22 protein-coding genes are annotated in these 21,765 nt (G+C 70.6%); 17 read left to right on the top strand and 5 right to left on the bottom strand.

The genetic code is table 11. From position 1 onward, the window contains the following. Positions 1-55: 55 nt before the first annotated feature. Positions 56-406, bottom strand: coding sequence for a DUF7882 family protein (locus tag QNO21_RS11920; protein ID WP_257514485.1), 351 nt, complete (start codon positions 404-406; stop codon positions 56-58). Positions 407-543: 137 nt separating this feature from the next. On the opposite strand from QNO21_RS11920, the gene QNO21_RS11915 reads away from it, so the two are divergent. The 7 genes from QNO21_RS11915 (at position 544) to QNO21_RS11885 (ending at position 5,350) form a co-directional block, all read left to right on the top strand. Next, a complete protein-coding gene (locus tag QNO21_RS11915; RefSeq protein WP_257514484.1) occupies positions 544-705 on the top strand; it encodes a hypothetical protein in 162 nt (53 codons plus the stop codon). Between the two features lie 49 nt (positions 706-754). Then, complete coding sequence (locus tag QNO21_RS11910) at positions 755-1,585, top strand: aldo/keto reductase (protein ID WP_257518099.1); 831 nt, start codon at positions 755-757, stop codon at positions 1,583-1,585. Between the two features lie 79 nt (positions 1,586-1,664). Next, positions 1,665-2,522 carry a DUF2510 domain-containing protein gene (locus QNO21_RS11905; protein ID WP_257518098.1) on the top strand — a complete coding sequence of 286 codons (858 nt, stop codon included), beginning with the start codon at positions 1,665-1,667 and terminating at the stop codon, positions 2,520-2,522. A 2-nt stretch (positions 2,523-2,524) separates the two neighbouring features. Next, on the top strand, positions 2,525-3,322 hold the full coding sequence (locus tag QNO21_RS11900; protein WP_257518097.1) for a sulfite exporter TauE/SafE family protein: 798 nt from the start codon (positions 2,525-2,527) through the stop codon (positions 3,320-3,322). Between the two features lie 39 nt (positions 3,323-3,361). Continuing rightward, positions 3,362-3,811, top strand: a complete 450-nt coding sequence (locus QNO21_RS11895; RefSeq protein ID WP_257514480.1) for an FAS1-like dehydratase domain-containing protein — start codon at positions 3,362-3,364, stop codon at positions 3,809-3,811. After that, positions 3,808-4,209 carry a MaoC/PaaZ C-terminal domain-containing protein gene (locus tag QNO21_RS11890; protein WP_257518096.1) on the top strand — a complete coding sequence of 134 codons (402 nt, stop codon included), beginning with the start codon at positions 3,808-3,810 and terminating at the stop codon, positions 4,207-4,209. Before QNO21_RS11895 ends, QNO21_RS11890 begins: the two co-directional genes overlap by 4 nt. A gap of 1 nt (position 4,210) precedes the next feature. Beyond that, positions 4,211-5,350, top strand: a complete 1,140-nt coding sequence (locus QNO21_RS11885) for a UDP-N-acetylmuramate dehydrogenase (RefSeq protein ID WP_257518095.1) — start codon at positions 4,211-4,213, stop codon at positions 5,348-5,350. 48 nt (positions 5,351-5,398) lie between these two features. Here the strand turns inward: QNO21_RS11885 and QNO21_RS11880 are convergent, their stop codons facing one another. Further along, positions 5,399-6,598 carry a pyridoxal phosphate-dependent aminotransferase gene (locus QNO21_RS11880; protein WP_257518094.1) on the bottom strand — a complete coding sequence of 400 codons (1,200 nt, stop codon included), beginning with the start codon at positions 6,596-6,598 and terminating at the stop codon, positions 5,399-5,401. A gap of 130 nt (positions 6,599-6,728) precedes the next feature. Here QNO21_RS11880 and QNO21_RS11875 point away from each other — a divergent pair, with 130 nt between their 5' ends. The 9 genes from QNO21_RS11875 (at position 6,729) to QNO21_RS11835 (ending at position 16,258) form a co-directional block, all read left to right on the top strand. Beyond that, a complete protein-coding gene (locus QNO21_RS11875; protein WP_257517134.1) occupies positions 6,729-7,637 on the top strand; it encodes an ABC transporter ATP-binding protein in 909 nt (302 codons plus the stop codon). Next, on the top strand, positions 7,634-8,443 hold the full coding sequence (locus tag QNO21_RS11870) for an ABC transporter permease (RefSeq protein WP_257517131.1): 810 nt from the start codon (positions 7,634-7,636) through the stop codon (positions 8,441-8,443). The genes QNO21_RS11875 and QNO21_RS11870 overlap by 4 nt, the downstream gene beginning before the upstream one ends. Positions 8,444-8,484: 41 nt before the next feature. Further along, entirely contained in the window at positions 8,485-9,102 is a 618-nt protein-coding gene (pnuC, locus tag QNO21_RS11865; protein ID WP_257518093.1) for a nicotinamide riboside transporter PnuC, read from the top strand. Further along, on the top strand, positions 9,033-10,166 hold the full coding sequence (locus tag QNO21_RS11860; RefSeq protein WP_257518092.1) for an AAA family ATPase: 1,134 nt from the start codon (positions 9,033-9,035) through the stop codon (positions 10,164-10,166). The genes pnuC and QNO21_RS11860 overlap by 70 nt, the downstream gene beginning before the upstream one ends. 69 nt (positions 10,167-10,235) lie before the next feature. Next, positions 10,236-11,747 (top strand): AAA family ATPase, encoded by a 1,512-nt coding sequence (locus tag QNO21_RS11855; protein WP_257518091.1) that lies wholly within the window; start codon positions 10,236-10,238, stop codon positions 11,745-11,747. Beyond that, positions 11,744-12,415 carry a potassium transporter Kef gene (locus tag QNO21_RS11850; protein ID WP_257515822.1) on the top strand — a complete coding sequence of 224 codons (672 nt, stop codon included), beginning with the start codon at positions 11,744-11,746 and terminating at the stop codon, positions 12,413-12,415. Before QNO21_RS11855 ends, QNO21_RS11850 begins: the two co-directional genes overlap by 4 nt. After that, on the top strand, positions 12,412-14,286 hold the full coding sequence (locus QNO21_RS11845) for a vWA domain-containing protein (RefSeq protein WP_257518090.1): 1,875 nt from the start codon (positions 12,412-12,414) through the stop codon (positions 14,284-14,286). Before QNO21_RS11850 ends, QNO21_RS11845 begins: the two co-directional genes overlap by 4 nt. Further along, the gene (locus QNO21_RS11840) at positions 14,279-14,887 is read left to right on the top strand and encodes a phosphohydrolase (RefSeq protein WP_257518089.1); all 609 of its coding nucleotides are present in this window, start codon (positions 14,279-14,281) and stop codon (positions 14,885-14,887) included. The genes QNO21_RS11845 and QNO21_RS11840 overlap by 8 nt, the downstream gene beginning before the upstream one ends. A gap of 9 nt (positions 14,888-14,896) precedes the next feature. Next, on the top strand, positions 14,897-16,258 hold the full coding sequence (locus QNO21_RS11835; protein ID WP_257518088.1) for a phenylacetate--CoA ligase family protein: 1,362 nt from the start codon (positions 14,897-14,899) through the stop codon (positions 16,256-16,258). A gap of 12 nt (positions 16,259-16,270) precedes the next feature. Here the strand turns inward: QNO21_RS11835 and QNO21_RS11830 are convergent, their stop codons facing one another. From QNO21_RS11830 to aceB, 3 genes are all read right to left on the bottom strand, one after another. Beyond that, positions 16,271-16,606 (bottom strand): YciI family protein, encoded by a 336-nt coding sequence (locus QNO21_RS11830; RefSeq protein WP_257518087.1) that lies wholly within the window; start codon positions 16,604-16,606, stop codon positions 16,271-16,273. A 137-nt stretch (positions 16,607-16,743) separates the two neighbouring features. Continuing rightward, on the bottom strand, positions 16,744-18,339 hold the full coding sequence (locus tag QNO21_RS11825) for an isocitrate lyase (protein ID WP_257518086.1): 1,596 nt from the start codon (positions 18,337-18,339) through the stop codon (positions 16,744-16,746). A gap of 58 nt (positions 18,340-18,397) precedes the next feature. Next, complete coding sequence (gene aceB / locus QNO21_RS11820) at positions 18,398-20,062, bottom strand: malate synthase A (protein ID WP_374211395.1); 1,665 nt, start codon at positions 20,060-20,062, stop codon at positions 18,398-18,400. 205 nt (positions 20,063-20,267) lie between these two features. On the opposite strand from aceB, the gene QNO21_RS11815 reads away from it, so the two are divergent. Then, entirely contained in the window at positions 20,268-21,746 is a 1,479-nt protein-coding gene (locus QNO21_RS11815) for a helix-turn-helix transcriptional regulator (protein ID WP_257518085.1), read from the top strand. The last annotated feature ends 19 nt before the right edge of the window (positions 21,747-21,765 follow it).

Genomic DNA, 21,765 nt, shown 5'->3' with positions numbered 1-21,765 from the left:
CGGGCAGCCGTCGTGCCGTCGGCAGGTCCCGGCGGAGCAGGGCCCTGACGTCAGGTCAGCGAGCGGGTGACTCCTGGCCGTCGGCGACCACATCCAGCGCCTCGGTGTCGAAGTGCTCGGAGATCAGCAGGATGCCCCCTGACGAGTTTGCGCTGCTGGCCAGCTCTTCGACCCACGTGCGGCTCAGCTGCGCCGGCTCCGGGTCATCGAAGACGAACCGCAACGGAATCGAGGGGTGGATCCAGACGGTGCTTCGCCCGCGGGGCTGATCGTCGGGGTGCCGCCACGAGACCGTGAAGCTCTCGCCGCGGCGGAGCTTGGTCGCGATGACGACCTTGAGGTGGGCCAGAGCCCGATCCTCGATGTGCACAGGCGTCGATTCGCCGCCGTAATAAAGCGTACCCAAAACGCCACTTCCTCAGTTCCGGCCAGTACTGGCATTCGACCCGACCAGCGGGGAGCTGTTCCAGCTTACCCTTACGTCGCGCCGGGGCCATGCGCAACCTCTCGCTCGCATCCGCTTGTCCGGCTTACGGTGCCTGCATGGTGTTCCTCCTGGTGGGCGGTCCGAGAGATGGGCAGCTCGTCGACGACCTCCCCCGTGGGTATGCCGTCAGGTCGTCCGGATCGCGCGGTCCGGCCATGACGCTCTTCGACGACCTCGTCGTGGAGGAAGCCGTCTGGCGGGGACCGTGGGGGCTGTGACCGCGATGTCCACGCGCCTGTCGGCTCCGGCCGTGCGAGGGTTGGATTCATGACTGTTCCCACCCTCTCCCTCAATGACGGCCACACCATCCCGCAGCTGGGCTTCGGCGTGTTCAAGGTCGACCCGGCCGAGACCGAGCGCATCGTCAGCGATGCGCTCGAGATCGGCTACCGGCACATCGACACAGCCGCTGTCTACGGGAACGAAGAGGGCGTCGGCCGCGCGATCGCCGCCTCCGGCATCCCGCGTGACGAGCTGTTCGTCACCACGAAGCTGTGGAACGCGGACCAGGGCACGCAGTCGGCGTTCGACGCGATGGATCTCAGCCTGCAGAAGCTCGGTCTGGACTTCGTCGACCTGTACCTCATTCACTGGCCGTGCCCCGACCTGGATCGGTACGCGGAATCCTGGCGCGCCCTCGAACAGCTGCGCGAGCGGGGACTGACCCGCTCCATCGGCGTCTCCAACTTCCACCGGTCGCACATCGAGCGCATCATCGCGGAATCCGACACCGTGCCCGCGGTCGACCAGATCGAGCTGCATCCCGCCTTCGCTCAGCGGGAGCTGCGCGCCTTCATCGAGCCGCTCGGGATCCGCACCGAGGCGTGGGGGCCGCTCGGGCAGGGCAAGTACGACCTCTTCGGCGAGCAGCCGATCGTGGATGCCGCGGCCGCTCACGGAGTGACCCCCGCCCAGGTGGTGCTGCGCTGGCACCTGCAGCAGGGGATCATCGTGTTCCCCAAATCCAACTCGCGTGAGCGCATGGCGGAGAACTTCGACGTGTTCGGGTTCGAGCTGTCCGCGTCCGAAATGGCTGCGATCGACGACCTCGACCGCGGGCAGCGGGTCGGATCCGACCCCGACCTGCCGCAGAACTGAGCGCCAGGACGGCGCTGCGGCGCCGGATAGGCTGACGGGCGCGGCGCGGCACGGTCGCCGCACGAGCGAGGGGAACGTCATGAGCACAACGCCTCCCGGCTGGTACGACGACGGCAGCGGGACGCAGCGGTGGTGGGACGGTGTGGCGTGGACGCAGCACGTGCAGCCCGCGCCGCAGGCGACTGCTTCGGCGGTCGAGGCAAGCGTCTCGGGGCCGCCTGCTGTTCCTTCGGCGGCTGAGGCGTTGGCCGGCCTCGACCCCGCCGCAGCGGCGGCCGCGGGTATCGCGCCCGCCGGCACCATGCCGACCACCCCCGGCTACCCCGGCGGCGGCGCGACGGACGCAGCCGTCGGCGGGTACCCCGGCGGATTCCCCGCAGGCCCGGCGTCCGGCGCCAGTGGCGCCCCTGCTGGCTATCCCGGGCACACGCCGGCTGCAGAGCCTCCCCGGAGGTCGCGGCTGTGGATCGTCTTCGTCGTGGTGGGGGTCGTCGTTATCGGCCTCATCGTGCTCGCCGCGGTCTTCATCCCGCGGGTGATCGGTGCGCTCACCGCCGGCGGCGCGAGCAGCGGCGGCGAAGCGGAGCGCGTGGCGGTCGAGGTCGTGGAGGCGTACGACGAAGCGTGGAGCGACGCGGACTGCGAGCTGTACTTCCGCACCACGACCGAATCGTTCCGCGAGGCGCTCGAGCTTCCCGACTGCGCCGCGTTCGAGGCCGAGGCCGAGCGGTTCGGCGCCGCGACCGATGAGTACGAGATCCAGGTGGACTCGGTCGAACAGGCGGACGGGGTCATCACCGTGTACACGACGGAGAGCTTCCTCACCCTGACCGATGAGACCGGCGAGCCGCTGGCCGATCCGGAACCTGTGGCGTCGCCCTACGAGTACACCCTGGTGCGGGCGGACGGTGGCTGGGCCATCGACGACGTGTATTGACGATGACCGATTCTGCAGCGCCCGTTCGGCGCACCCCCCGCTTCATCCTCAGCTGCCTCGGCGTCGGCCTCGCGGCCGGGCTGCTCTCGGGCCTCTTCGGCGTGGGCGGCGGCACAGTCATCGTGCCGCTGCTGGTGCTGCTGCTGCACTTCGACCAGCGGCTCGCGGCCGGCACGTCGCTGGCCGCGATCGTTCCGACGGCGACGGTGGGGGTCATCTCCTACGCGGTGAACGGCTCGGTGGCCTGGGTCCCGGCGTTGATCCTGGCGGGCGCCGCCGTCATCGGCGCACAGCTGGGTTCGTGGCTGCTGGCCCGTGTCAACCAGAACGCCCTCCGCTGGGGTTTCGTCGTGTTCCTCGTCGCCGTCATCGTGTCGCTGTTCATCGTGGTGCCCTCCCGCGATGCCGAGCTGGTGCTGACCTGGGCGTCCGGCCTCGGACTCGTGGCGCTCGGCTTCATCACCGGCATCCTGGCCGGCCTTCTGGGTGTCGGCGGGGGAGTCGTGGTCGTCCCGGCGCTCATGCTGCTCTTCGGCACCAGCGACCTGATCGCCAAGGGCACGTCGCTGCTGATGATGATCCCCACCGCGCTGTCGGGAACGATCGGCAACGTCCGCCGAGGCAATGTCGACCTCGTCGCCGCGGCGCTGGTGGGGGTCGCCGCCTGCACGACGACGGCGCTCGGAGCATGGATCGCGACCCTGCTGGATCCCTTCACCGCGAACATCCTGTTCGCCGTCTTCCTCGCCTTCATCGCCGTTCAGATGGCGCTGCGGGCGCTGCGCTCCCGGCGCTCCTAGACCGCTGCCGGTCGTCACGGCTGTGGGAGGATGGAACGCGTGTCCGTGAATCCCGAGCTCGTCGGCCGAGTCTTCCCGCCGACCCCGCCGTACCTCGTGGGGCGGGAGAAGGTGCGTGAATTCGCCCGCGCCGTCTTCGCCACCGACCCGCAGCACACCGACCCGACCGCAGCTGCGGCCCTGGGATATGCCGACGTCGTGGCGCCGCCCACGTTCGCCATGGTGGTGCAGGACCTCGCGCTGCAACAGCTGCTCTCCGAGCCCGATTCGGGCATCGCCCTGGAGCGCACGATCCACGCCGAGCAGCGGTTCCGCTATTCCCGGCCGATCGTGGCCGGCGACGAGATCACGGCGACGCTGACGGTGAGCACGGTGCGCCCGTTCGGCAAGGGCGCGATGGTCACGAGCGAGACCGAGATGACGGATGCCGCCGGCAGTCACGTCGTGACGGCCGTGTCCGTGCTGCTGGTGGGAGGAGAGGACGCATGAGCGAGCTCACCGTAGGAGACGTCGTCGCCCAGCGCACCGTGCACCTCACCCGCGAGTCGCTGGTGCGTTACGCCGGCGCGTCGGGGGATTACAACCCCATCCACTACCGCGACGACGTGGCCACCCGTGTCGGGCTGCCCGGCGTGCTGGCCCACGGCATGCTGACGATGGGCTTGGCCGTCGAGACGATCGTGCCGTGGCTCGGTGACTCCGGTCGCATCCTCGAGTACGGCGTGCGCTTCACGCGCCCTGTCGTCGTCGACGCCGAGGCGGGCGCCGACGTCGAGGTCGTGGCCACCGTGGGCGCGATCCTCGACGACACCCTGCGCATCGACCTCACCGTCTCCAGCGCGGCGACGACGGTGCTCGGCAAGGCTCAGGTCCGGGTGCGCCTCTGACATGCCGGAGATCACTCCCGCTCCTTCGCTGGCCCAGCTGACCACGCTGCGCGTCGGCGGCACCCCGCAGCGCGTCGTCGAAGCGCAGACGCGCGACGAGCTCGTCGAGACGGTGCGACAGATCTGGGCCGAGGGCGAGCCGTGGCTGGTCGTGGGCGGCGGGTCGAACCTGCTGGTGTCCGACGATCCGTTCAAGGGCACGGTCGTGCTGGTCCGCAGCCGCGGCATCGAGCGTCTCGCATCGCCCCGCGACGGGTTCGTGCGCCTGCGGGTGCAGGCCGGTCACGACTGGGATGAGCTCGTGGCGTACACCGTCGCCGAGGGACTCGCCGGGATCGAGGCGATGTCCGGCATTCCGGGCACCACGGGGGCCGCGCCCATCCAGAACGTCGGCGCCTACGGCCAGGAGATCGTGCAGACGCTCGTCGAGATCGAGCTGCTCGACGAGGCCACCGGCGAGGTGGAGACCGTCCCGGCCGCCGAGCTCGGCCTCGGCTTTCGCACCTCGGTCCTGAAGGACCACTACGGCGTGGGTGCCCGGCGGCGCGGGGTCATCGTCTCCGTGACGCTGGAGCTGGCCGAGGTCGGGCACGGCGAGTTCCCGGTGCGGGGAGCGCAGCTGCGGCAGGCGCTGCGGCTCGAGCCGGATGCCGCGGTGACCCTGGACTGGGTGCGCGAGACCGTGCTGGCGACGCGCCGAGCGAAGGGGATGGTGCTCGACGACGCCGACCCCGACACCTACAGCGCGGGTTCGTTCTTCCAGAACGCGGTCGTCTCGGCCGGTTTCGCCCGCACGCTTCCCCCGGAATGCCCCCGCTGGCCGATGACCCCCGAGGTCTCCGCGGAGACCGTCATCCCGCTCTCGCAGTTCGACGGCAGCGTGCCGCCGCCGGTGGCGCAGGAATCGGAAGTCAAGGTGAGCGCGGCGTGGCTCATCGAGCACGCGGGGCTGCGCAAGGGCTTCAGGCTGCCGCGCTCGCGCGCCGGACTGTCGACCAAGCACGCCCTGGCACTCACCAACCGCGGCTCGGCCACGGCTGCCGAGCTCGCCGAGCTCGCCCGATTCATCCAGCAACGGGTGCAGGCCGATTTCGGCCTCATCCTGCAGCCGGAGCCGGTGCTGGTGGGCGTGGAGCTCTAGGAACCTCGGCAGGGCGCGGTTCGGCCGGCGATACCGGCCGCCGGGGCGTCAGGCGAAGAGGTCCTGCAGCCGGCGCACGCCCTCGAGCAGCTGGTCGTCGCCGAGCGCGTACGACAGGCGCAGGTAACCCGAGGGGCCGAAGGCCTCGCCCGGGACCACGGCAACCTCGGCCTGGTCGAGGATGAGGTCGGCCAGCTCCAGCGAGGTGGTGGGCGTGACACCGCCCCACGTGCGGCCGAGAAGCCCGCTGACGTCCGGATACACGTAGAACGCGCCGAGCGGCTTGGGCACGGTGACGCCCTCGATCTTCGACAGCTCCTCGACGATCAGCCGACGGCGGCGGTCGAACGCCAGGCGCATCTGCTCGACGTCCTCCTGCGGGCCGGTCAGTGCTGCGAGGGCCGCGCGCTGGGCGATGTTGTTGACGTTGGAGGTGAGGTGGGACTGCAGGTTGCCGGCGATCTTGATGGCGTCGGCCGGCCCGACCATCCAGCCCACCCGCCAGCCGGTCATCGCGTAGGTCTTCGCGACGCCGTTGACCAGCAGGGTCTGTCCCGCGAGGTCCGGCACGGCCTCGACGATCGAGACGGCGCGGACGCCCTCGTAGACCAGGTTCTGGTAGATCTCGTCGGTGATCACCCAGATGCCGTGCTCGAGTGCCCACTCGCCGATCGCCTTGGTCTCCTCGGCGGTGTAGACCGAGCCCGTCGGGTTGGACGGCGAGACGAACACGAGCGCCGTCGTCTTGTCGGTGCGGGCCGCCTCGAGCTGCTCCACGGTCACCTTGTAGTCCTGGTCGGCACCGGCGAACACCTCGACGGGCACGCCGTCGGCGAGGGCGATCGCCTCGGGGTAGGTGGTCCAATACGGTGCGGGCAGCAGCACCTCGTCGCCGGGGTTCACCACCGTCTGGAACGCCTGGTAGACGGCGTGCTTTCCGCCGTTGGTCACGATGACCTGCGAGGGCGAGACCTCGAGCCCGGAGTCGCGCAGCGTCTTGGCGACGATCGCGTCGCGCAGCACGGGCAGCCCGACCGCAGGCGTGTAGCGGTAGTTCGCGGGGTCCTTCAGCGCCTCTGCGGCCGCATCCACGATGAACTGCGGCGTGGCGAAATCGGGCTCGCCGGCGGCGTACGAGATGACGGGGCGACCGGCAGCCTGCAGCGATTTCGCCTTGGCATCCACCTTGAGCGTCGCGGACTCGGCGATGGCGGACAGCTTGCGGGAGAGTGGGGCGCGTTCGGTCACGTTACGAGCGTAGCCCGCGGCGGTCTCGGGCTCACCCCAGACCGTCATTCGCGGGGCGTGCCGCCCCTCCCGCCTGGGGAGCAGCCCTACGTGGCTGGGTAATCAGGCCGCGAACCCCCAAGCTGGTCATATGGACAGTGATGCCGTTCGGGTGCGCAACCTGCGAAAGACGTACGGCGGCAACGCCGTCGTCGACGACGTGAGCTTCGACATCGCCCGCGGCGAGACCTTCGCCCTGCTGGGCCCGAACGGCGCGGGCAAGTCCACCACGGTCGAGATCCTCGAGGGGTACCGGCGTCGCACCGGCGGCGACGTCTCGGTGCTGGGCGCCGACCCCGGCACGGCGAGCCTGGAATGGAAGGCGCGGATCGGCATCGTGCTGCAGTCCGCCGGACAGGCCGGTGTCTACACCGTGCGAGAGCAGCTGCGGCAGTTCTCGGCCTACTACCCGCGGCCGCGCGACGTGGACGAGGTCATCGCCGCCGTCGGGCTCGAGCGCCAGGCCGGCACCCGCATCGCGAAGCTCTCCGGCGGTCAGCAGCGGCGGGTCGACGTGGCCCTCGGCATCATCGGCCGTCCCGAGCTGCTCTTCCTCGACGAGCCCACCACCGGATTCGACCCACAGGCGCGTCGCGAGTTCTGGCAGCTCATCCGACGGCTGCAGGGGGAGGGGACCACCATCCTGCTCACGACCCACTACCTCGACGAGGCCGCACAGCTGGCCGACCGGGTCGCGGTGATCACGCGGGGCCGGCTGCGCGCGATCGGCCCGGTGGCGACCTTCGGCGGGGAGGAGGCCCGCACGCCCCGCGTCGTATGGCGCGAGGGCGGTGTCATGCGCGAGGCTCGCACCGCCACTCCGTGGGAGTTCACGGCGGCGCTCGCCGCGCGCCTGGGCGGTGAGCCCGAGGCGCTCGAGATCCGGCGGCCCGCCCTCGAGGAGATCTACCTCGATATGGTCGACGAGCCGCCCTCCGGAGAGGAATCGGACAGCGCGCCGCGCACGCCCACGACGACGCAGGAGGAGGTGGGACGATGAACGTCATCACCCTCGGCGCCCACCGGGCCGCCTACGAAGTGCGGGGCTACTTCCGCTCCGGCGACACCCTCTTCTTCACGTTCCTCTTCCCGGTGTTCATGCTGGCCCTGTTCAGCACGATCTTCGGCGACGACGGCGACATCACCGGCGGCCCCGGGGTCCCGGCGCTGTCGGCGGCCGAGCTGTACCTGCCGGCCATGCTCGCCGCGGGGCTGCTGCTCTCGGGCTTCCAGAACCTCGCCGTCGACATCGCGATGGAACGATCCGACGGCACACTCAAACGCCTCGGCGGCACCCCGCTGTCACCGGTGAGCTACTTCGCCGGCAAGATCGGGCAGGTGCTGATCACCGGCATCCTGCAGGCGTTCATCCTCATCGTCGTGGCCGCCCTGGTGTTCGATGTGGCCCTGCCGTCGGACGCCGACTCGTGGATCACCTTCGCGTGGGTGTTCCTGCTCGGGCTCATCGCCTCGGCGCTCCTGGGCATCGCCGTGTCTGCGCTGCCGCGTTCCGGGCGCAGCGCCACGGCCGTGGTGGTCCCCATCGCGCTGGTGCTGCAGTTCGTCTCCGGCGTCTACATCTTCTTCTGGCAGCTGCCGGACTGGTTGCAGTACGTCGCCAGCGCCTTCCCCCTGGTGTGGATGGCGCGGGGGATGCGGGCGGCGTTCCTGCCCCCGGAGTACGCGACCCTCGAGCCGGGGGACGGCTGGGAGCTCGGCTGGGTGGCTTTGGCGCTCGGCATCTGGCTGCTGGTGGGACTCATCCTCAGCAGGGCGACGTTCCGCTGGATCCGCCGCGACGCCTGACGCCGTCGGGAGGGGCGCGCGCGGACCCGTAGGCTCGTCGCGTGATCGAGTGGCTTCTGGCGGAGTGGATGCAGGTTCTAGGGTTCGCAACAGGCGCCGCGTGCGTCGTGCTGGCCGGGCGGCGGAACGTGTGGACCTACCCCGTCGGCATCGCGAACAACGTCGTCTTCCTCGCCGTCTTCCTCCCCGCCGGCCTCTACGCCTCGGCCGCGCTGCAGCTGGTGTACCTGGGGCTGGGAATCCACGGCTGGCTGCGCTGGACGCGCGCGGTCGAGCAGGACAAGAGCTACATCGCCCGCACGCCGCGGCGCGCGGTGCTCTGGCTCATCGCCGCCGGCATCGGGCTCGCCGCCGTCATCGCCTGGATGCTGATCTCCTTCACCGACTCGCAGGTCGCGGTCGCGGACGCCGCCACCACCTCGGCGAGCCTCGTGGCGCAGTACATGCTCAACCGCAAGTGGATCGAGAGCTGGTACGTGTGGATCGGCGTCGACATCGCCTTCGTCGCGCTGTCGATCGCGACCGGCCTGTGGATCGTCGCCGCGCTGTATGCCCTCTTCATCGTGCTGTGCGTGTTCAGCCTGCGCGCGTGGCGACGCGTGCAGCGGGCGGCCGAGGCCACGGCGCCGGCGGATGCCGCCGCGGCGGCGCGCGCGTGAGTGCGCTCTACCGCCACGCACTCGTGATCGGCAAGTTCTACCCGCTGCACGTCGGCCATGGGCACCTCATCCGCACGGCGGAGCGTTCCAGCGCGCGTGTCACCGTCGAGGTGATCGGATCGTCCGTGGAGTCGATCCCGGTCGAGGTGAGGGCGCAATGGGTCGCTGAGGAGCACCCCCGGGTGCGGGTGGTCTCGAAGCTGGACGACACCCCCATCGACTTCGAGTCCTCCACCGCGTGGGATGCGCACACCGCCATCATCGCGGGGCTGCTCGACGCACCGGTGGATGCCGTCTTCACCTCCGATGAGTACGGGGACGAGCTCGCCCGACGGCTCGGGGCCGCGTGGGTGCAGGTCGACCCGCAGCGCCGGCTCAATCCCGTGTCGGGCACCGCAGTGCGCGCCGACCCGGCGGGGCAGTGGGGCGAGCTCGCGCCGGCCGTGCGGGCGTCGCTCGCCGGGCGGGTGGTGGTGCTCGGCGCGGAATCGACCGGCTCGACCACCCTCGCCGAGGCGCTCGCCGCAGAGCTGGGCACGCTCTGGGTTCCCGAGTACGGACGCGAGCACTCCCTGACGCGGGACGGGGGGCTCATCGCCCCGTGGCGCACCGACGAGTTCGACCTCATCGCCGACCGCCAGATGGCGCTGGAGCGCGACGCCCTGCGCCGCGTCCCGGCGCCCGTGCTGGTGTGCGATACCGACGTCCTCGCCACGGCGCTCTGGCACGAGCGGTACGTCGGGGTCGACGCGCCGCGGCTGCGGGAGCGCGCAGCCGCCCACGCGCCCGACCTCTATCTCCTGACAGGGGACGAGATCCCCTTCGTGCAGGACGGCATGCGCGACGGCGAGCACATCCGTCATGCGATGCAGGACCGCTTCCGAGAGACGCTCACCGGGCAGGGCACCCCCTGGGCGGAGGTGCGGGGCACCGTCGCCGAGCGCGTCGCGGCATCCGTCCCCCTCATCCGCGACGTCGTCGCCCGCCGGCTGGCATTCGCGCGCCCGCTGGGGGATCGGCCGCACGAGGAGCAGCGCGCGCTGGCGCGGCAGACCGGCCGGTAGGCTGGCGCGATGTCCGACCGCTGGCACAGAGTCTCGGCTTCGCCCACCTCTCCCGCGCACGCTGCGGGCGTGGCGCAGCTCACTGCGGACGATCTGTTCCGCGCGCCCGACGAGGAACGCCACGCCGCGCTCGATGAGAAGCTGCGCCAGACGTACTACTGGATCGTCAACAGGGCCGTCATCTCGCCGTACTACGACGTCGAGTTCTCTTCTGGCGCGCCGCTGACCTACGCGCTGGGCGACGCCGGCGCCGTCATGACCCTCCCCACCGATGCGTCGTTCTCGTCTAACGTCCTGCTGCCGCTGCTGACCTTCGCGGTCGGGGGGAAGTGCCTCATGATCGGGGGGCCGGGCCGGGGCAAGACCACAGTGGCGGTGCTCATGGGCGTGCTGGCGGGAGCATCCGCAGACGACGTCCGCCGCGGCGTGCAGCAGGGGCAGCCGCAACTCACCATCAGCGACCTCGTCGGCATCCCGCTGCCGCGCGACCTCATCAACGCGTCGAGCCTGGCGGAGATCGGGATCGCCTGGCGCGAGTGGCTGACGCGCCCGGTGAAGATCATCGACGAGTACAACCGCATCCCCACCAAGACGCAGTCCGCCCTGCTGACGATGGTCGCGGAGGGCTATGTCGAGAGCCACGACCAGATGCACCGGACCAACCCCCACCGGGGCGTGGAGAGCTGGTTCTTCACGGCGAACGACGACGCGGGGGGCGGCACGTTCCCGGTCATCCAGGCGCTGCGCGACCGCATGGACGTGACCGTGCAGTCGGCGAGCTTCAACAGCCGCTTCCTCGACGAGCTCATCACGCGCGTCGAGGCGGGAGAGAAGCCCGAGGAGCACGTGCCGGAGGAGCTGGTGTTCTCGCCCGAGGAGCACGCGCGGATGCGCGCCGCGATCCGTGCCGTGCCGCTGCCCTCCGCGGTGCGCCGGCGGCTGGAGTTCTTCCTCAGCCACTTCGAGTTCGTGCAGCACGGCGGTCGCCGCTTCGAGTACCGCACCAAGGACACCGTCACGACGGCCGGCGGACGGGTCGCCGAGATCATCGACGTCAACACCGGAGCGGACCTCGCCGCCGACGTCGGGGCCCAGACGATCAACGGACTGTCGGTGCGGGCGATGCAGACCCTCATCCTCTACGCCAAGGCCATGGCGTGGTTCCGCGGTGCCGACGTGGTCGGCGTGGAAGACGTCACCGCGATGCTGCCGTTCGTGCTGCGGGGCAAGCTGCTTCCCAACACCACGCATCCGCGGTTCGACATCGGCGCGGAACGCGAACTCGCCACCGATCCGGTGAGCTGGCTCGCCGACCTGTTCGCCGAATCCTGCCGTCAGTTCGACGCGCTCGGCCGTGAAAGCGACGACCCCGTGCGCGACCTGCTGACACAGCTCGACGCCGGCCTGGACGGCGTCTCGGGCGTCGAGGCCTCCCGCCGCCTCACCGAGATCGAGGCGCGCATACGGTCCATCGCGGCGACGGGCAAGCTGTACGGGCGTGACTTCGACGATCTGACGACGCTCAAGTACCTGCACCAGCGCTACACCGCGTATGTGAAGTGGGTGGTGACCCAATCGTGAATCGGCCCGGCCATCTCGCGAACGCCGAGGCGCCGCTGGGCGGTCCGCCTCAGCTGGCCGGATTCGATGTCGCCCTCGCCGCCGAGAACGTCCGCCGCGCCGGTGGCGACCCCGCGCTCTTCGGCGCCGGCCTGGCGGCTGCGCTGGAGGAGAGGCCCGCCCCCGATCGCGATGAGCTGCTGAGTTACGCGGCCGTTGCGGCATGGCGCGCCGGAGCGCTCGCCTACCGCGATGACGCACTGACCAGGCTCGACGCGCTGGTGGCCGGCGGCGCCGGTCTCGCCGCCGGCCGCACGCTCGGGCTGGACGGCGTGGAATCGGTGGCGGCGTTCGCCGCGGCGCAGCGCACCGACCGCTTCTGGTGGCCGCGGCGACCCGCCGCGCGCGGGTATGTCTGCGCCGTCGGCGGCTTCGCCGGTCTCGGCGGCGCCTGGATCATGCCGCCCGAGCTGGGCGTGCCGCTGTCGGAACCGGGCGCCTTCGCGATCCGCGCAGGCGACGAGTGGTGGCGGCTGGACGCCGACGTGTGGGGTCACCGTCTGGTGAGGATGGACGACACGGACGGCGACCCGATCGCGCAGGCCCCGCCGGCATCCGATTCGGCCGCGTCGATCGTCTGCACGCCCAGCTCGTACCTCGCGTGGGTCCACGTGTGGGATGCCGCGTGAGCTCGGAGGCGGCCCCCACCTCGCCGGCACCGGCGACGGTGCCGCTGGACGGCGCGACGCGTGATGCCTGGACCCGGGCTCTCGCCCTCTGGGGAGTGCGCATGCACGACGCCGAGCTGCGGCCCGGCGCAGGAGCCGAACGCGGCGCGCCGGCGTGGTTCTCCTTTCCGCCGTCGGTCTTCGTCGACCCCGCCATGGTCGGTGAGATGGGCGGTGCGGCCGAGATGGAGAGCGTGTTCGCCCACGAGATCGGCCACCACGTGCTCGCGCCGAGCACGCGCATCGACGCGCTGAAGATCCGCCACCAGCTGGGACGTGCCCTCGTGGCATCCGGAGCGGACGCCATTCGCAAGGACGACCTGGCGCTGCTGTCCAACCTCTGGACCGATCTGCTCGTGAACGCGCGCGTCGCCATGCTGCAGCGCCGCCGCGACGGAGAGCCCGAGCCCGGGATCATCCGACTGTCCCGCGCGCTGTACCGCGACTCCTATGACACCCCGCACCGGCTGTGGTGGGTGTACCTGCGCACCTACGAGCTGGTGTGGAATCTGCCGGCCGCGACCCTGTGTGCTGCGCAGCCGCCGGCGCCGCCGGCGCCGCGGGCGGTGGATGCCTTCGACGAGGTGCCCCTGGATCAGATCCCGGCGCACCGTCGGATGAGTGAGGAGATGCTGCGCAATGCGCGCCGGGAGGCGGCGCGCATCGCGGCGGAGCTGGACAGCGTCATCACGACGCGCCCCGCGCTCGACGCCGACCTGCTCGCGGGACTCGTGCGCACCTTCGCCGTCGACCCCGTCGGCGGCGCGTTGCGCTTCGGCGTGCTCGCTGCGCCCTATCTCGTGGAGGGGCAGCGCCGGGGTGGACCCGGCATCGCGGGGGCACCCGGCGGGTGCGCGGCGGATGAGGCAGCGCCCACGCCGCACGAACTCGGCCGGGTGCTGGCCGATCGCCGGCTCTCGGGTGCTCTTCCCGACCGTTCCGGGCGCGAGCCCGCACGCGGGACGGGGCGCAGCACGGTCCGCGCGGGCGACGCCCCGGGTCAGAGCCTGGATCTGGCCCGCACCCTCGAGCTCTACTCCACCGTCGACGCCGAGGCGGTCACGGCCGCGTGGTACCGCCTCGAGGCCACGCCCTGGGTCAGGCCCCTCCGCCAGCGTCGCCCCGCGCGGCCGGTCCCCGAACTGCCCGGTCCGCTCGAAGCGTGGGAGCTGGGCGACGATCTCGCCGACATCGACTGGTCGGCGACGCTGCAGGCCGGCGCGGACATCGTCCCAGGGGTGACGACTCGGCGCCGCTCGTTCCTCGACGATGAGCCGGAGCCGCAGGAGTCGAGCATCGCCCTGGACCTGTACGTCGACTCGTCCGGCTCCATGCCCGACCCTCGGGACGGTTCCCCCGCGGTGCTCGCCGGAACGATCCTCGCCCTCTCGGTCCTGCGCGGCGGCGGGCGGGTGCGCGTGACGAGCTTCTCGGGCTCCGGCCAGGTGGCCGGCGACGAAGCGTTCTCGCGCGACCCCGCGCGGATCGTGGGCGACCTCGCGTGGTTCTTCGCCGGGGGCACGACCTTTCCGCTCGACCTGCTCGAGCGGAGGTACGCCCCGCTGCCGCCACCGGCGGAGGAGGTGCGCCGGCACCTCGTCGTGCTCTCGGATGACGGCCTCGAGTCGATGTTCGGGGTGCGCAACGAGATCTACGCGCACGTGGCGGCGGCCACGCGCACGAAGCTCACCTCGGGAACGCTCATTCTGATGGACCGCGCCCGACGTATCGAACACGTGGCGGCGGGCGTGGGCTACGACACCTTGTTCCTGAAGACGATGGACGACGCGCCCGCGGTGTGCGCGCGTCTGGCGGAGGCACTGCATGGCTGAGATCGACGATCTGCTCGCGGCGTGGGCGGAGCGCGCGCCGGCGGAGGACGACGCCTGGCGGTCCGCCCGCCCCGGCCCGTCGCTTGCGGCCGTCGCCTCCCGGCTGTCCAGCGTGCCGCGCCCGTTCCTCGACGAACGGATCTCGTTGCCTGCGCTCGCCGGCGACATCCTCGGCGAATCGCTGCGGTGCCTCTCCGTCACGCAGAATGCGCGCGTGCAGCTCGGAGCGTCGGTGGCGCTGTGGCTGATCGCGAGCGAGGACGTCGTCGAGCCGTTCACGCCCACCCTCGTCGGCGGCGACCGCGCCATGGCGGTGGATGCCCTCGCGCTGCGACTGGCCCCGATCGTCGATCCGCTCGACTGGATCAGCGACGACGAGCGCCGCGAGGAGGCGGCGCGCACGTTTCTGCTGTGGTGCGGATTCCTTCCGGCGGGCGAGAGCATCGACACCGCGCGGTCGCTGCTGGACGCACGCGACTCGCTGCGCCGCAACGCCGCGCTCGCCGAGGCCTACGCCGAGCACCGTCACCGGTCCGAGATCGCCCGCCGCCTGTCCGAGGCCCGCGCGCGCGAGGCGGCGGCCAGGTACACCAGTGAGTGAGCGGTCCAGGTGACCGCTGCGCACCGCGACGAGCGCGATCCGCTGGTCCTCGACGAATACACGCCCGGTGCCGCAGCGGTGCTCACCGATGCGGAGCGGTGGCCGACCATGGACGCCGACGGCGCCGCCCGGCTGGCGCGGTGGCGGCGGCATCCGAGCGCCCCGGCGTGGACGCACGCGACGGGGGACCGCCTGACCGCCGAGATGACCGATCGGGCACGAAGGCCGCTGCCCACCGCGGGGTGGCTCGACGAGCACCTGGCAACGGCGCGGCGGCTGCTCTACTACCGGCGGATGCCGGGGCTGGATGCCTTCGAGGACTTCCCCCCGATCACGCGGCGCCACCTCGTCGACGACCTCGCGTCGTTCGTGCCGCTCGACGCGGACCTCGACCGCATGGTGCACGGCACCAGCTCGGGCTCCACGGGAGCGGCGCTGCTCATTCCCGACGACGTCGAGGAGGTCGCCCGCGGGTTCCACGATCTCGTCGCGCTGGTGCACGATGCCGGTGTCGGCTGGGCGCCCGACGGCGAGCGCCTCGCCCTGGCCCATCTCGTGCACCAGCGGGATGCGTTCACGTACGTCTCGCTCGTGAGCGGCTTCGGCCAGCGGGCGATGGCGCGCATCAACCTGCACGAGCGGGCGTGGACGGATGCCGGTGCCCGGGCGCGGTTCCTCGCCGACGCCGACCCGCAGGTGCTCACCGGCAACCCGACGAGCCTGGCGGAGCTGCTCGCCGACGACCTGCGCGCCGTCGTGCGTCCGCTCGCGCTGTTCTCCAGCGCGATGGCGCTGTCCGCACCCCTCCGCGCGGAGCTCGAGGCGGCGTTCGCCTGCCCGGTGTTCGACGTGTACAGCCTGCACGAGACGCGACCGATCGCGGTGCGCACCGATGACGGCCCCTTCCGGGTGCTGGATCGGCGGGTCGTGGTCGAGACGCTCGATGCGGACGGGCAGCCGGTGCGCGACGGCGAGGTCGGCGAGATCGTGGTGACGGCGGGGGAGAACCCGCTGCTTCCCCTCGTGCGCTACCGCACCGGCGACTTCGGGCGGCTGGTGCGCCTCGCCGACGGGGCGCGCGGGATCGCCGACCTGGAGGGGCGCGAGCACACCCGCTTCGCCGCCGCCGACGGTCGACTGGTGCCATGCGTCGACGTCACGCAGCAGCTGCAGGCCCACGGCGTGCTGGGCTGGAGCGTCGAGCAGGCGGCCGACGGGAGCGTCTCGGCCCGCATCGCCGGTGGCGACGCGGATGCCGTGACGCGGGCGCTGCACGCCCTCCTCGGTCGGCCGCTCACGCTCGAGCGCGTCGAGCGACCGGCCGACCTCGGCGAGGGAAAGCCCCGCCGCTATCGCAGCGCCCTCGGCTGACCTGCGGCGACGTCAGAGGTCCAGTGGCCAGGCGGGGTGCAGTTGGATGACCCCCGCGGTGGCCATCGGATGCCGCGACGCGAGCTCGACCGCCTCATCGAGGTTGTCGCACTCCAGCACGTCGAAGCCCCCGATGAGTTCGTAGGCCTCGGCGAACGGGCCGTCGCTGACGATCACCTCGCGCCGACGCCGTCGGATGGTCTTCGCCTCGGACGCGGGCCGCAGCCGGTCGCCCTCGACGGCCCGGTCGGTGCCGTAGGCCTCGTCGACCCACTGCTCGATCGACACGGGCGGCTCTTCGGGGGTCTCGAGCTCCGGATCGGTGAGCACCAGCATGAGGTATCGCATCGCGTCGCCTTTCGTTGGGAGTGACGTTACGACAACGCGTCGGTTCGGCGGCAGGGGAAATCGACATTTCGAGGAACGGAAACGGCGGATGCCCCGGACCGGCTGGTCCGAGGCATCCGCCGATGTCGTTCTGGCGCTCAGCTGAACTGGTTCATCGTGTTGTGTGCGCCGCCTGCCTTGAGGGCCGCCGCGCCGGCGAAGTACTCCTTGTGGTTGTCGCCGATGTCGCTCCCGGCCATGTTCTGGTGCTTGACCGTTGCGATGCCCTCGCGGATCTCACGGCGCTGAACTCCGCGGACGTAGGCGAGCATGCCCTCGTCGCCGAAGTACCCCTTGGCGAGGTCATCGGTCGACAGCGCGGCCGTGTGGTAGGTCGGCAGCGTGATGAGGTGGTGGAAGATGCCGGCCCGAGCCGACCCGTCGCGCTGGAACGTGCGGATCTTCTCATCGGCCAGCCGGCCGAGCTCCGTGTCGTCGTACGCGACGTTCATGAGATCGCCGCGGTCGTAGGCCGAGACGTCCTCGCCCTGCTCGGCGAGCAGGTCGTAGGCCTGCTGGCGGAAGCTGAGCGTCCAGTTGAAGGACGGGCTGTTGTTGTAGACGAGCTTCGCGTCCGGGATCTCCGCGCGGACCGCGTCGACCATGGCGGCGATCTGCTCCACGTGCGGCTTCTCGGTCTCGATCCACAGCAGGTCGGCGCCGCTGCGCAGCGACGTGATGCAGTCGAGCACGACCCGCTCCTCACCGGTACCCGCGCGGAACTGGTAGAGGTTGCTCGCGAGACGCTTGGGTCGCAGCAGCTGGCCCTCGCGCTTGATGACGACGTCGCCGTTGCCGAGGTCGCTCTCCGAGATCTCCTCGACATCGAGGAACGAGTTGTACTGGTCGCCCAGGTCGCCGGGCTCGTTCGTGACGGCGAGCTTCTGCGTCAGGCCGGCGCCGAGCGAGTCGGTGCGGGCGACGATGATCCCGTTGTCGATGCCCAGCTCGAGAAACGCGTAGCGCACGGCGTTGATCTTGGCGACGAAGTCCTCGTGGGGCACCGTGACCTTGCCGTCCTGGTGGCCGCACTGCTTCTCGTCCGACACCTGGTTCTCGATCTGGATGGCGCAGGCGCCCGCCTCGATCATCTTCTTGGCCAGCAGGTACGTGGCCTCGGGGTTGCCGAACCCGGCGTCGATGTCGGCGATGATCGGCACGACGTGGGTCTCGTAGCTGTCGATCTGCGTCTGGATGAACTCGGCCCCCGTCTCGTCGCCGGCCAGGCGGGCCGTGTCGAGCTGGGTGAAGAGCAGGTCGAGCTCGCGGGCGTCGGCCTGGCGCAAGAACGTGTAGAGCTCCTCGATGAGGGCGGGCACGGACGTCTTCTCGTGCATCGACTGGTCGGGGAGCGGCCCGAACTCCGAGCGGAGCGCGGCGACCATCCACCCCGAGAGGTAGAGGTAGCGCTTGTTCGTCGTCTTGAGGTGCTTCTTGATCGAGATCAGCTTCTGCTGGCCGATGAAGCCATGCCAGACACCGAGCGACTGGGTGTACACCGATGAGTCCTGGTCGTATTCGGCCATGTCGCGCCGCATGATGTCGGCCGTGTACTGAGCGATCTCGAGCCCGGTCTTGAAGCGGTTCTGCGCCCGCATGCGGGCGACGGACTCGGGGTTGATGGCATCCCAGGCGGAGCCGTGCTCCGCCTTGAGCGATTGGATGGCTTCGATGTCGTCCTGGTAGGTGGTCATTTCTGGTCCCTTCGTTGGGGTGTGACGGTGGAGTCGCGCGCGCGGCGACGGGTGCGGGCTACTGCGCCTCGGCGAGGAAGCGCGAGTAGGCCGACAGGGTGAGGAAGGCCGGGAAGTCCACGCCGAGGGCGACGTCGCGGAAGACCTCCGCGGCGTCGTCGAACCGATCGCCGCTCTGCCGCTGGACATCGCCGAGCATCTCGGTGATGAGCCCTTCGATGTAGTCGCGGGTGATGCGGTCTCCCTCGGCGGTGGAGAGGTCCTGGTGGATCCACTGCCACACCTGCGAGCGGCTGATCTCGGCCGTCGCGGCATCCTCCATGAGGTTGTCGATCGCCACCGCGCCCTGGCCGCGCAGCCAGGCTTCGATGTAGCGGATCGCGACCGACACGTTGCCGCGCACGCCGGCTGCCGTCACCGGCAGGCCGATGCGCACGTCGAGCAGGTCCGCCGGCGTCACCGACACGTCGGGGCGCTGGCGGTCGACCTGGTTCGGGCGGTCGCCCAGCACCGCGTCGAACTCGGCCTGCGCGATCGGGATGAGGTCGGGGTGTGCCACCCAGGTGCCGTCGAAGCCGTCGCCGGCCTCACGCTTCTTGTCGGCGGCGACCTTCTCGAACGCCCGCTCGGTCACCTCGGGGTCGCGGCGGTTGGGGATGAAGGCGCTCATACCGCCGATCGCGAAGGCGCCGCGCTTGTGGCACGTCTGCACCAGCAGCTCCGTGTAGGAGCGCATGAACGGCACAGTCATCGTGACCTCGCTGCGGTCGGGAAGCACGAACCGTGCACCGCGACCGCGGTAGTTCTTGATGATCGAGAAGATGTAGTCCCAGCGGCCGGCGTTCAACCCCGCGCAGTGATCGCGCAGCTCGTAGAGGATCTCTTCCATCTCGAACGCCGCCGGCAGCGTCTCGATCAGCACCGTGGCGCGGATCGTGCCGTGCGCGATGCCGATGTACCGCTCACTGAACGTGAAGACGTCGTCCCACAGCTTCGCCTCCTCGCTCGATTCGAGCTTCGGGAGGTAGAAGTAGGGTCCGTGTCCGTTGGCGATCAGCTGCGCGGCGTTGTGGAAGAAGTACAGGCCGAAGTCCACGAGCGACCCGGATGCCGGCATGGTGCGGCCCGCACGGTCGGTGAACTGCAGGTGCTTCTCGACGAGGTGCCAGCCGCGCGGACGCATCACGATCGTCGGGGTCTGCTCGGCGGTGACCTCGTAGCGCTTGCCCTCGGGGCTCGTGAACGACAGCTCGCCGCGGATCGCGTCGCGCAGGTTCAGCTGCCCCTCGATGACGTTCTGCCAGGTGGGGCTCGTGGCGTCCTCCTGGTCGGCGAGCCACACCTTGGCGCCCGAGTTGAGCGCGTTGATGGTCATCTTGGGGTCGGTGGGGCCGGTGATCTCGACCCGGCGGTCCTCGAGCCCGGGACCTGCACCGGCGACCTGCCACGAGGCGTCTTCGCGGATGTAGGCGGTGTCGGAGCGGAAATGCGGGTCACGGCCGTTGCCGATCTCGTAGCGCCGGCGCAGCCGGTCGGCGAGCCGGTCGTGCCGGCGGCCGCCGAAGCGGTGGTGCAGTTCGATGAGGAACGCGAGGGCGTCGGGGGTGAGGATCTCGTCGTAGCGGGGGCCGAGGCGGCCGGCGATCTCGATCGCAGGCTCGGAGGTCTGGACGGCGATCGAGCGCGGGCGGGTGCGCATCGGGGTGGCGGTTGCAGGTGTCATGTCCCTGTTCTCCTGTGAGCGAGTGCGGGTGAGTGTTCCGAGGTGCGTCGCCCGGCGTGTGCGCCGGTCCGGCACCCCGTGATCCGCGGTTCGGATCCCTGGGCGGTGCGTCGTGTGTCCACTATCCGGTGAAGTTTCACGCCCTTGATGACCGAAACCGGTGTGAACTTTCCCGATAGTTCTGCGTTCGTGACAGAATCGCGGAATGAGCATCGAGTTCGCGGGACCCGCGTCGACCGTCACGGCAGACGATCAAGGTGTGGACGCACTCACGATGGGCCGTCGAATCCGGCAGCTGCGCACGGCGCGGGGGATGACCCTCGACGAGCTCGCCGCCGCGGTGGACCGCGCCCCCAGTCAGCTCTCGATGATCGAGAACGGTCGGCGGGAGCCGAAGCTGACCCTGCTGCGGGCGATCGCACGGGCGCTGGGGTCGACGCTGGACGCGCTGCTCGAAACCGAGCCGCTGGATGAGCGCTCGACGCTCGAGATCCAGATGGAGCGAGCGATGCACGGCCAGACGTTCCAGGCGCTCGGCATCGCGCCCTTCCGAGTGGGCAAGACGGTGCCCACCGAGGCGATCAAGGCGATGCTCGCCCTGCAGAGCGAGATCGAGCGGCTGAGCGACGAGCGATCGGCGACGCCGGAAGAGGCACGGCGTGCGAACGTGGCGCTGCGGCGCCTGATGCGCACGCAGAACAACTACTTCCCCGACCTGGAGCAGCACGCCCGGGACCTCCTCGACGCCGTGGGGCACCCGGGAGGCCCGCTGACGCAGCGCACGGCATCCGACATCGCCGCGCACCTCGGCTTCACGCTGCACTACGTGCCCGACCTGCCGCAGACCACCCGCAGTGTCGCGGACATCAAGAACGGGCGGCTGTACCTGTCGAGTCGGGTGCGGGCGCAGTCCGACCCGCGCACCGCCGTGCTGCAGGCGCTGTCGAGCCGCATCCTCGGGCACTCCGAGCCGCACAGCTACGCGGAGTTCCTGCGCCAGCGGGTGGAGACGAACTACCTCACCGGGGCGCTGCTCATCCCCGAGGGGCACGTGGTGCCGGCTCTCACCGACGCCAAGGAGCGCCGCGCCCTGTCGATCGAGGATCTGCGTGACACCTACTCGGTGTCGTACGAGACCGCCGCCCACCGATTCACCAATCTGGCGACGGTGCATCTCGGCATCCGCGTGCACTTCCTGAAGGTCCACGAGTCGGGCACGATCACCAAGGCGTACGAGAACGACGACGTGAACTTTCCGACCGACCGGCTGGGGTCGATCGAGGGCCAGATGTGCTGCCGCAAGTGGACGAGCCGGGTCGTCTTCGACGTCGACGACCACTTCAACCCGTACTACCAGTACACGGACACCGGCAACGGCACCTACTGGTGCACGGCGCGGGTGGAGGCATCGAGCGAGGGGGCGCACTCGGTGAGCGTGGGCGTGCGGTTCGACGACACGAAGTGGTTCCTCGGCCGGGACACCCCGAACCGGGGCGTATCGAAGCACTCCGTGGAGGCCTGCTGCCGGCGCGCGCCGGTGGAGCTCGAGTCGGCGTGGCGCGAGCACTCGTGGCCCAACGTGCGCACGCCCCGCACGCTCCTGGCGACCCTGCCGACGGGTTCGTTCCCCGGTGTGGACTCGACCGAGGTGTACGAATTCCTCGAGGCCCACGCCCCGCGCTGAGTTCGCGGGGCGCTATTGC

It is taken from the genome of Microbacterium sp. zg-Y818, from assembly GCF_030246905.1.
Classification (GTDB): Bacteria; Actinomycetota; Actinomycetes; order Actinomycetales; family Microbacteriaceae; genus Microbacterium.
The sequence above is the reverse complement of the archived record's forward strand: the minus strand, read 5'-3'. Positions and strand labels throughout refer to the sequence as shown.

What these genes read in the sequence shown, in the direction of transcription:
- QNO21_RS11830 (WP_257518087.1), bottom strand. Translation starts at nt 16,606, where the DNA reads ATGCGATACCTCATGCTGGTGCTCACCGATCCGGAGCTCGAGACCCCC.
- QNO21_RS11825 (WP_257518086.1), bottom strand. Translation starts at nt 18,339, where the DNA reads ATGACCACCTACCAGGACGACATCGAAGCCATCCAATCGCTCAAGGCG.
- QNO21_RS11885 (WP_257518095.1), top strand. Translation starts at nt 4,211, where the DNA reads ATGCCGGAGATCACTCCCGCTCCTTCGCTGGCCCAGCTGACCACGCTG.
- QNO21_RS11870 (WP_257517131.1), top strand. Translation starts at nt 7,634, where the DNA reads ATGAACGTCATCACCCTCGGCGCCCACCGGGCCGCCTACGAAGTGCGG.
- QNO21_RS11840 (WP_257518089.1), top strand. Translation starts at nt 14,279, where the DNA reads ATGGCTGAGATCGACGATCTGCTCGCGGCGTGGGCGGAGCGCGCGCCG.
- QNO21_RS11905 (WP_257518098.1), top strand. Translation starts at nt 1,665, where the DNA reads ATGAGCACAACGCCTCCCGGCTGGTACGACGACGGCAGCGGGACGCAG.
- QNO21_RS11875 (WP_257517134.1), top strand. Translation starts at nt 6,729, where the DNA reads ATGGACAGTGATGCCGTTCGGGTGCGCAACCTGCGAAAGACGTACGGC.
- QNO21_RS11910 (WP_257518099.1), top strand. Translation starts at nt 755, where the DNA reads ATGACTGTTCCCACCCTCTCCCTCAATGACGGCCACACCATCCCGCAG.
- QNO21_RS11900 (WP_257518097.1), top strand. Translation starts at nt 2,525, where the DNA reads ATGACCGATTCTGCAGCGCCCGTTCGGCGCACCCCCCGCTTCATCCTC.
- QNO21_RS11890 (WP_257518096.1), top strand. Translation starts at nt 3,808, where the DNA reads ATGAGCGAGCTCACCGTAGGAGACGTCGTCGCCCAGCGCACCGTGCAC.
- QNO21_RS11815 (WP_257518085.1), top strand. Translation starts at nt 20,268, where the DNA reads ATGAGCATCGAGTTCGCGGGACCCGCGTCGACCGTCACGGCAGACGAT.
- QNO21_RS11915 (WP_257514484.1), top strand. Translation starts at nt 544, where the DNA reads ATGGTGTTCCTCCTGGTGGGCGGTCCGAGAGATGGGCAGCTCGTCGAC.
- aceB (WP_374211395.1), bottom strand. Translation starts at nt 20,062, where the DNA reads ATGACACCTGCAACCGCCACCCCGATGCGCACCCGCCCGCGCTCGATC.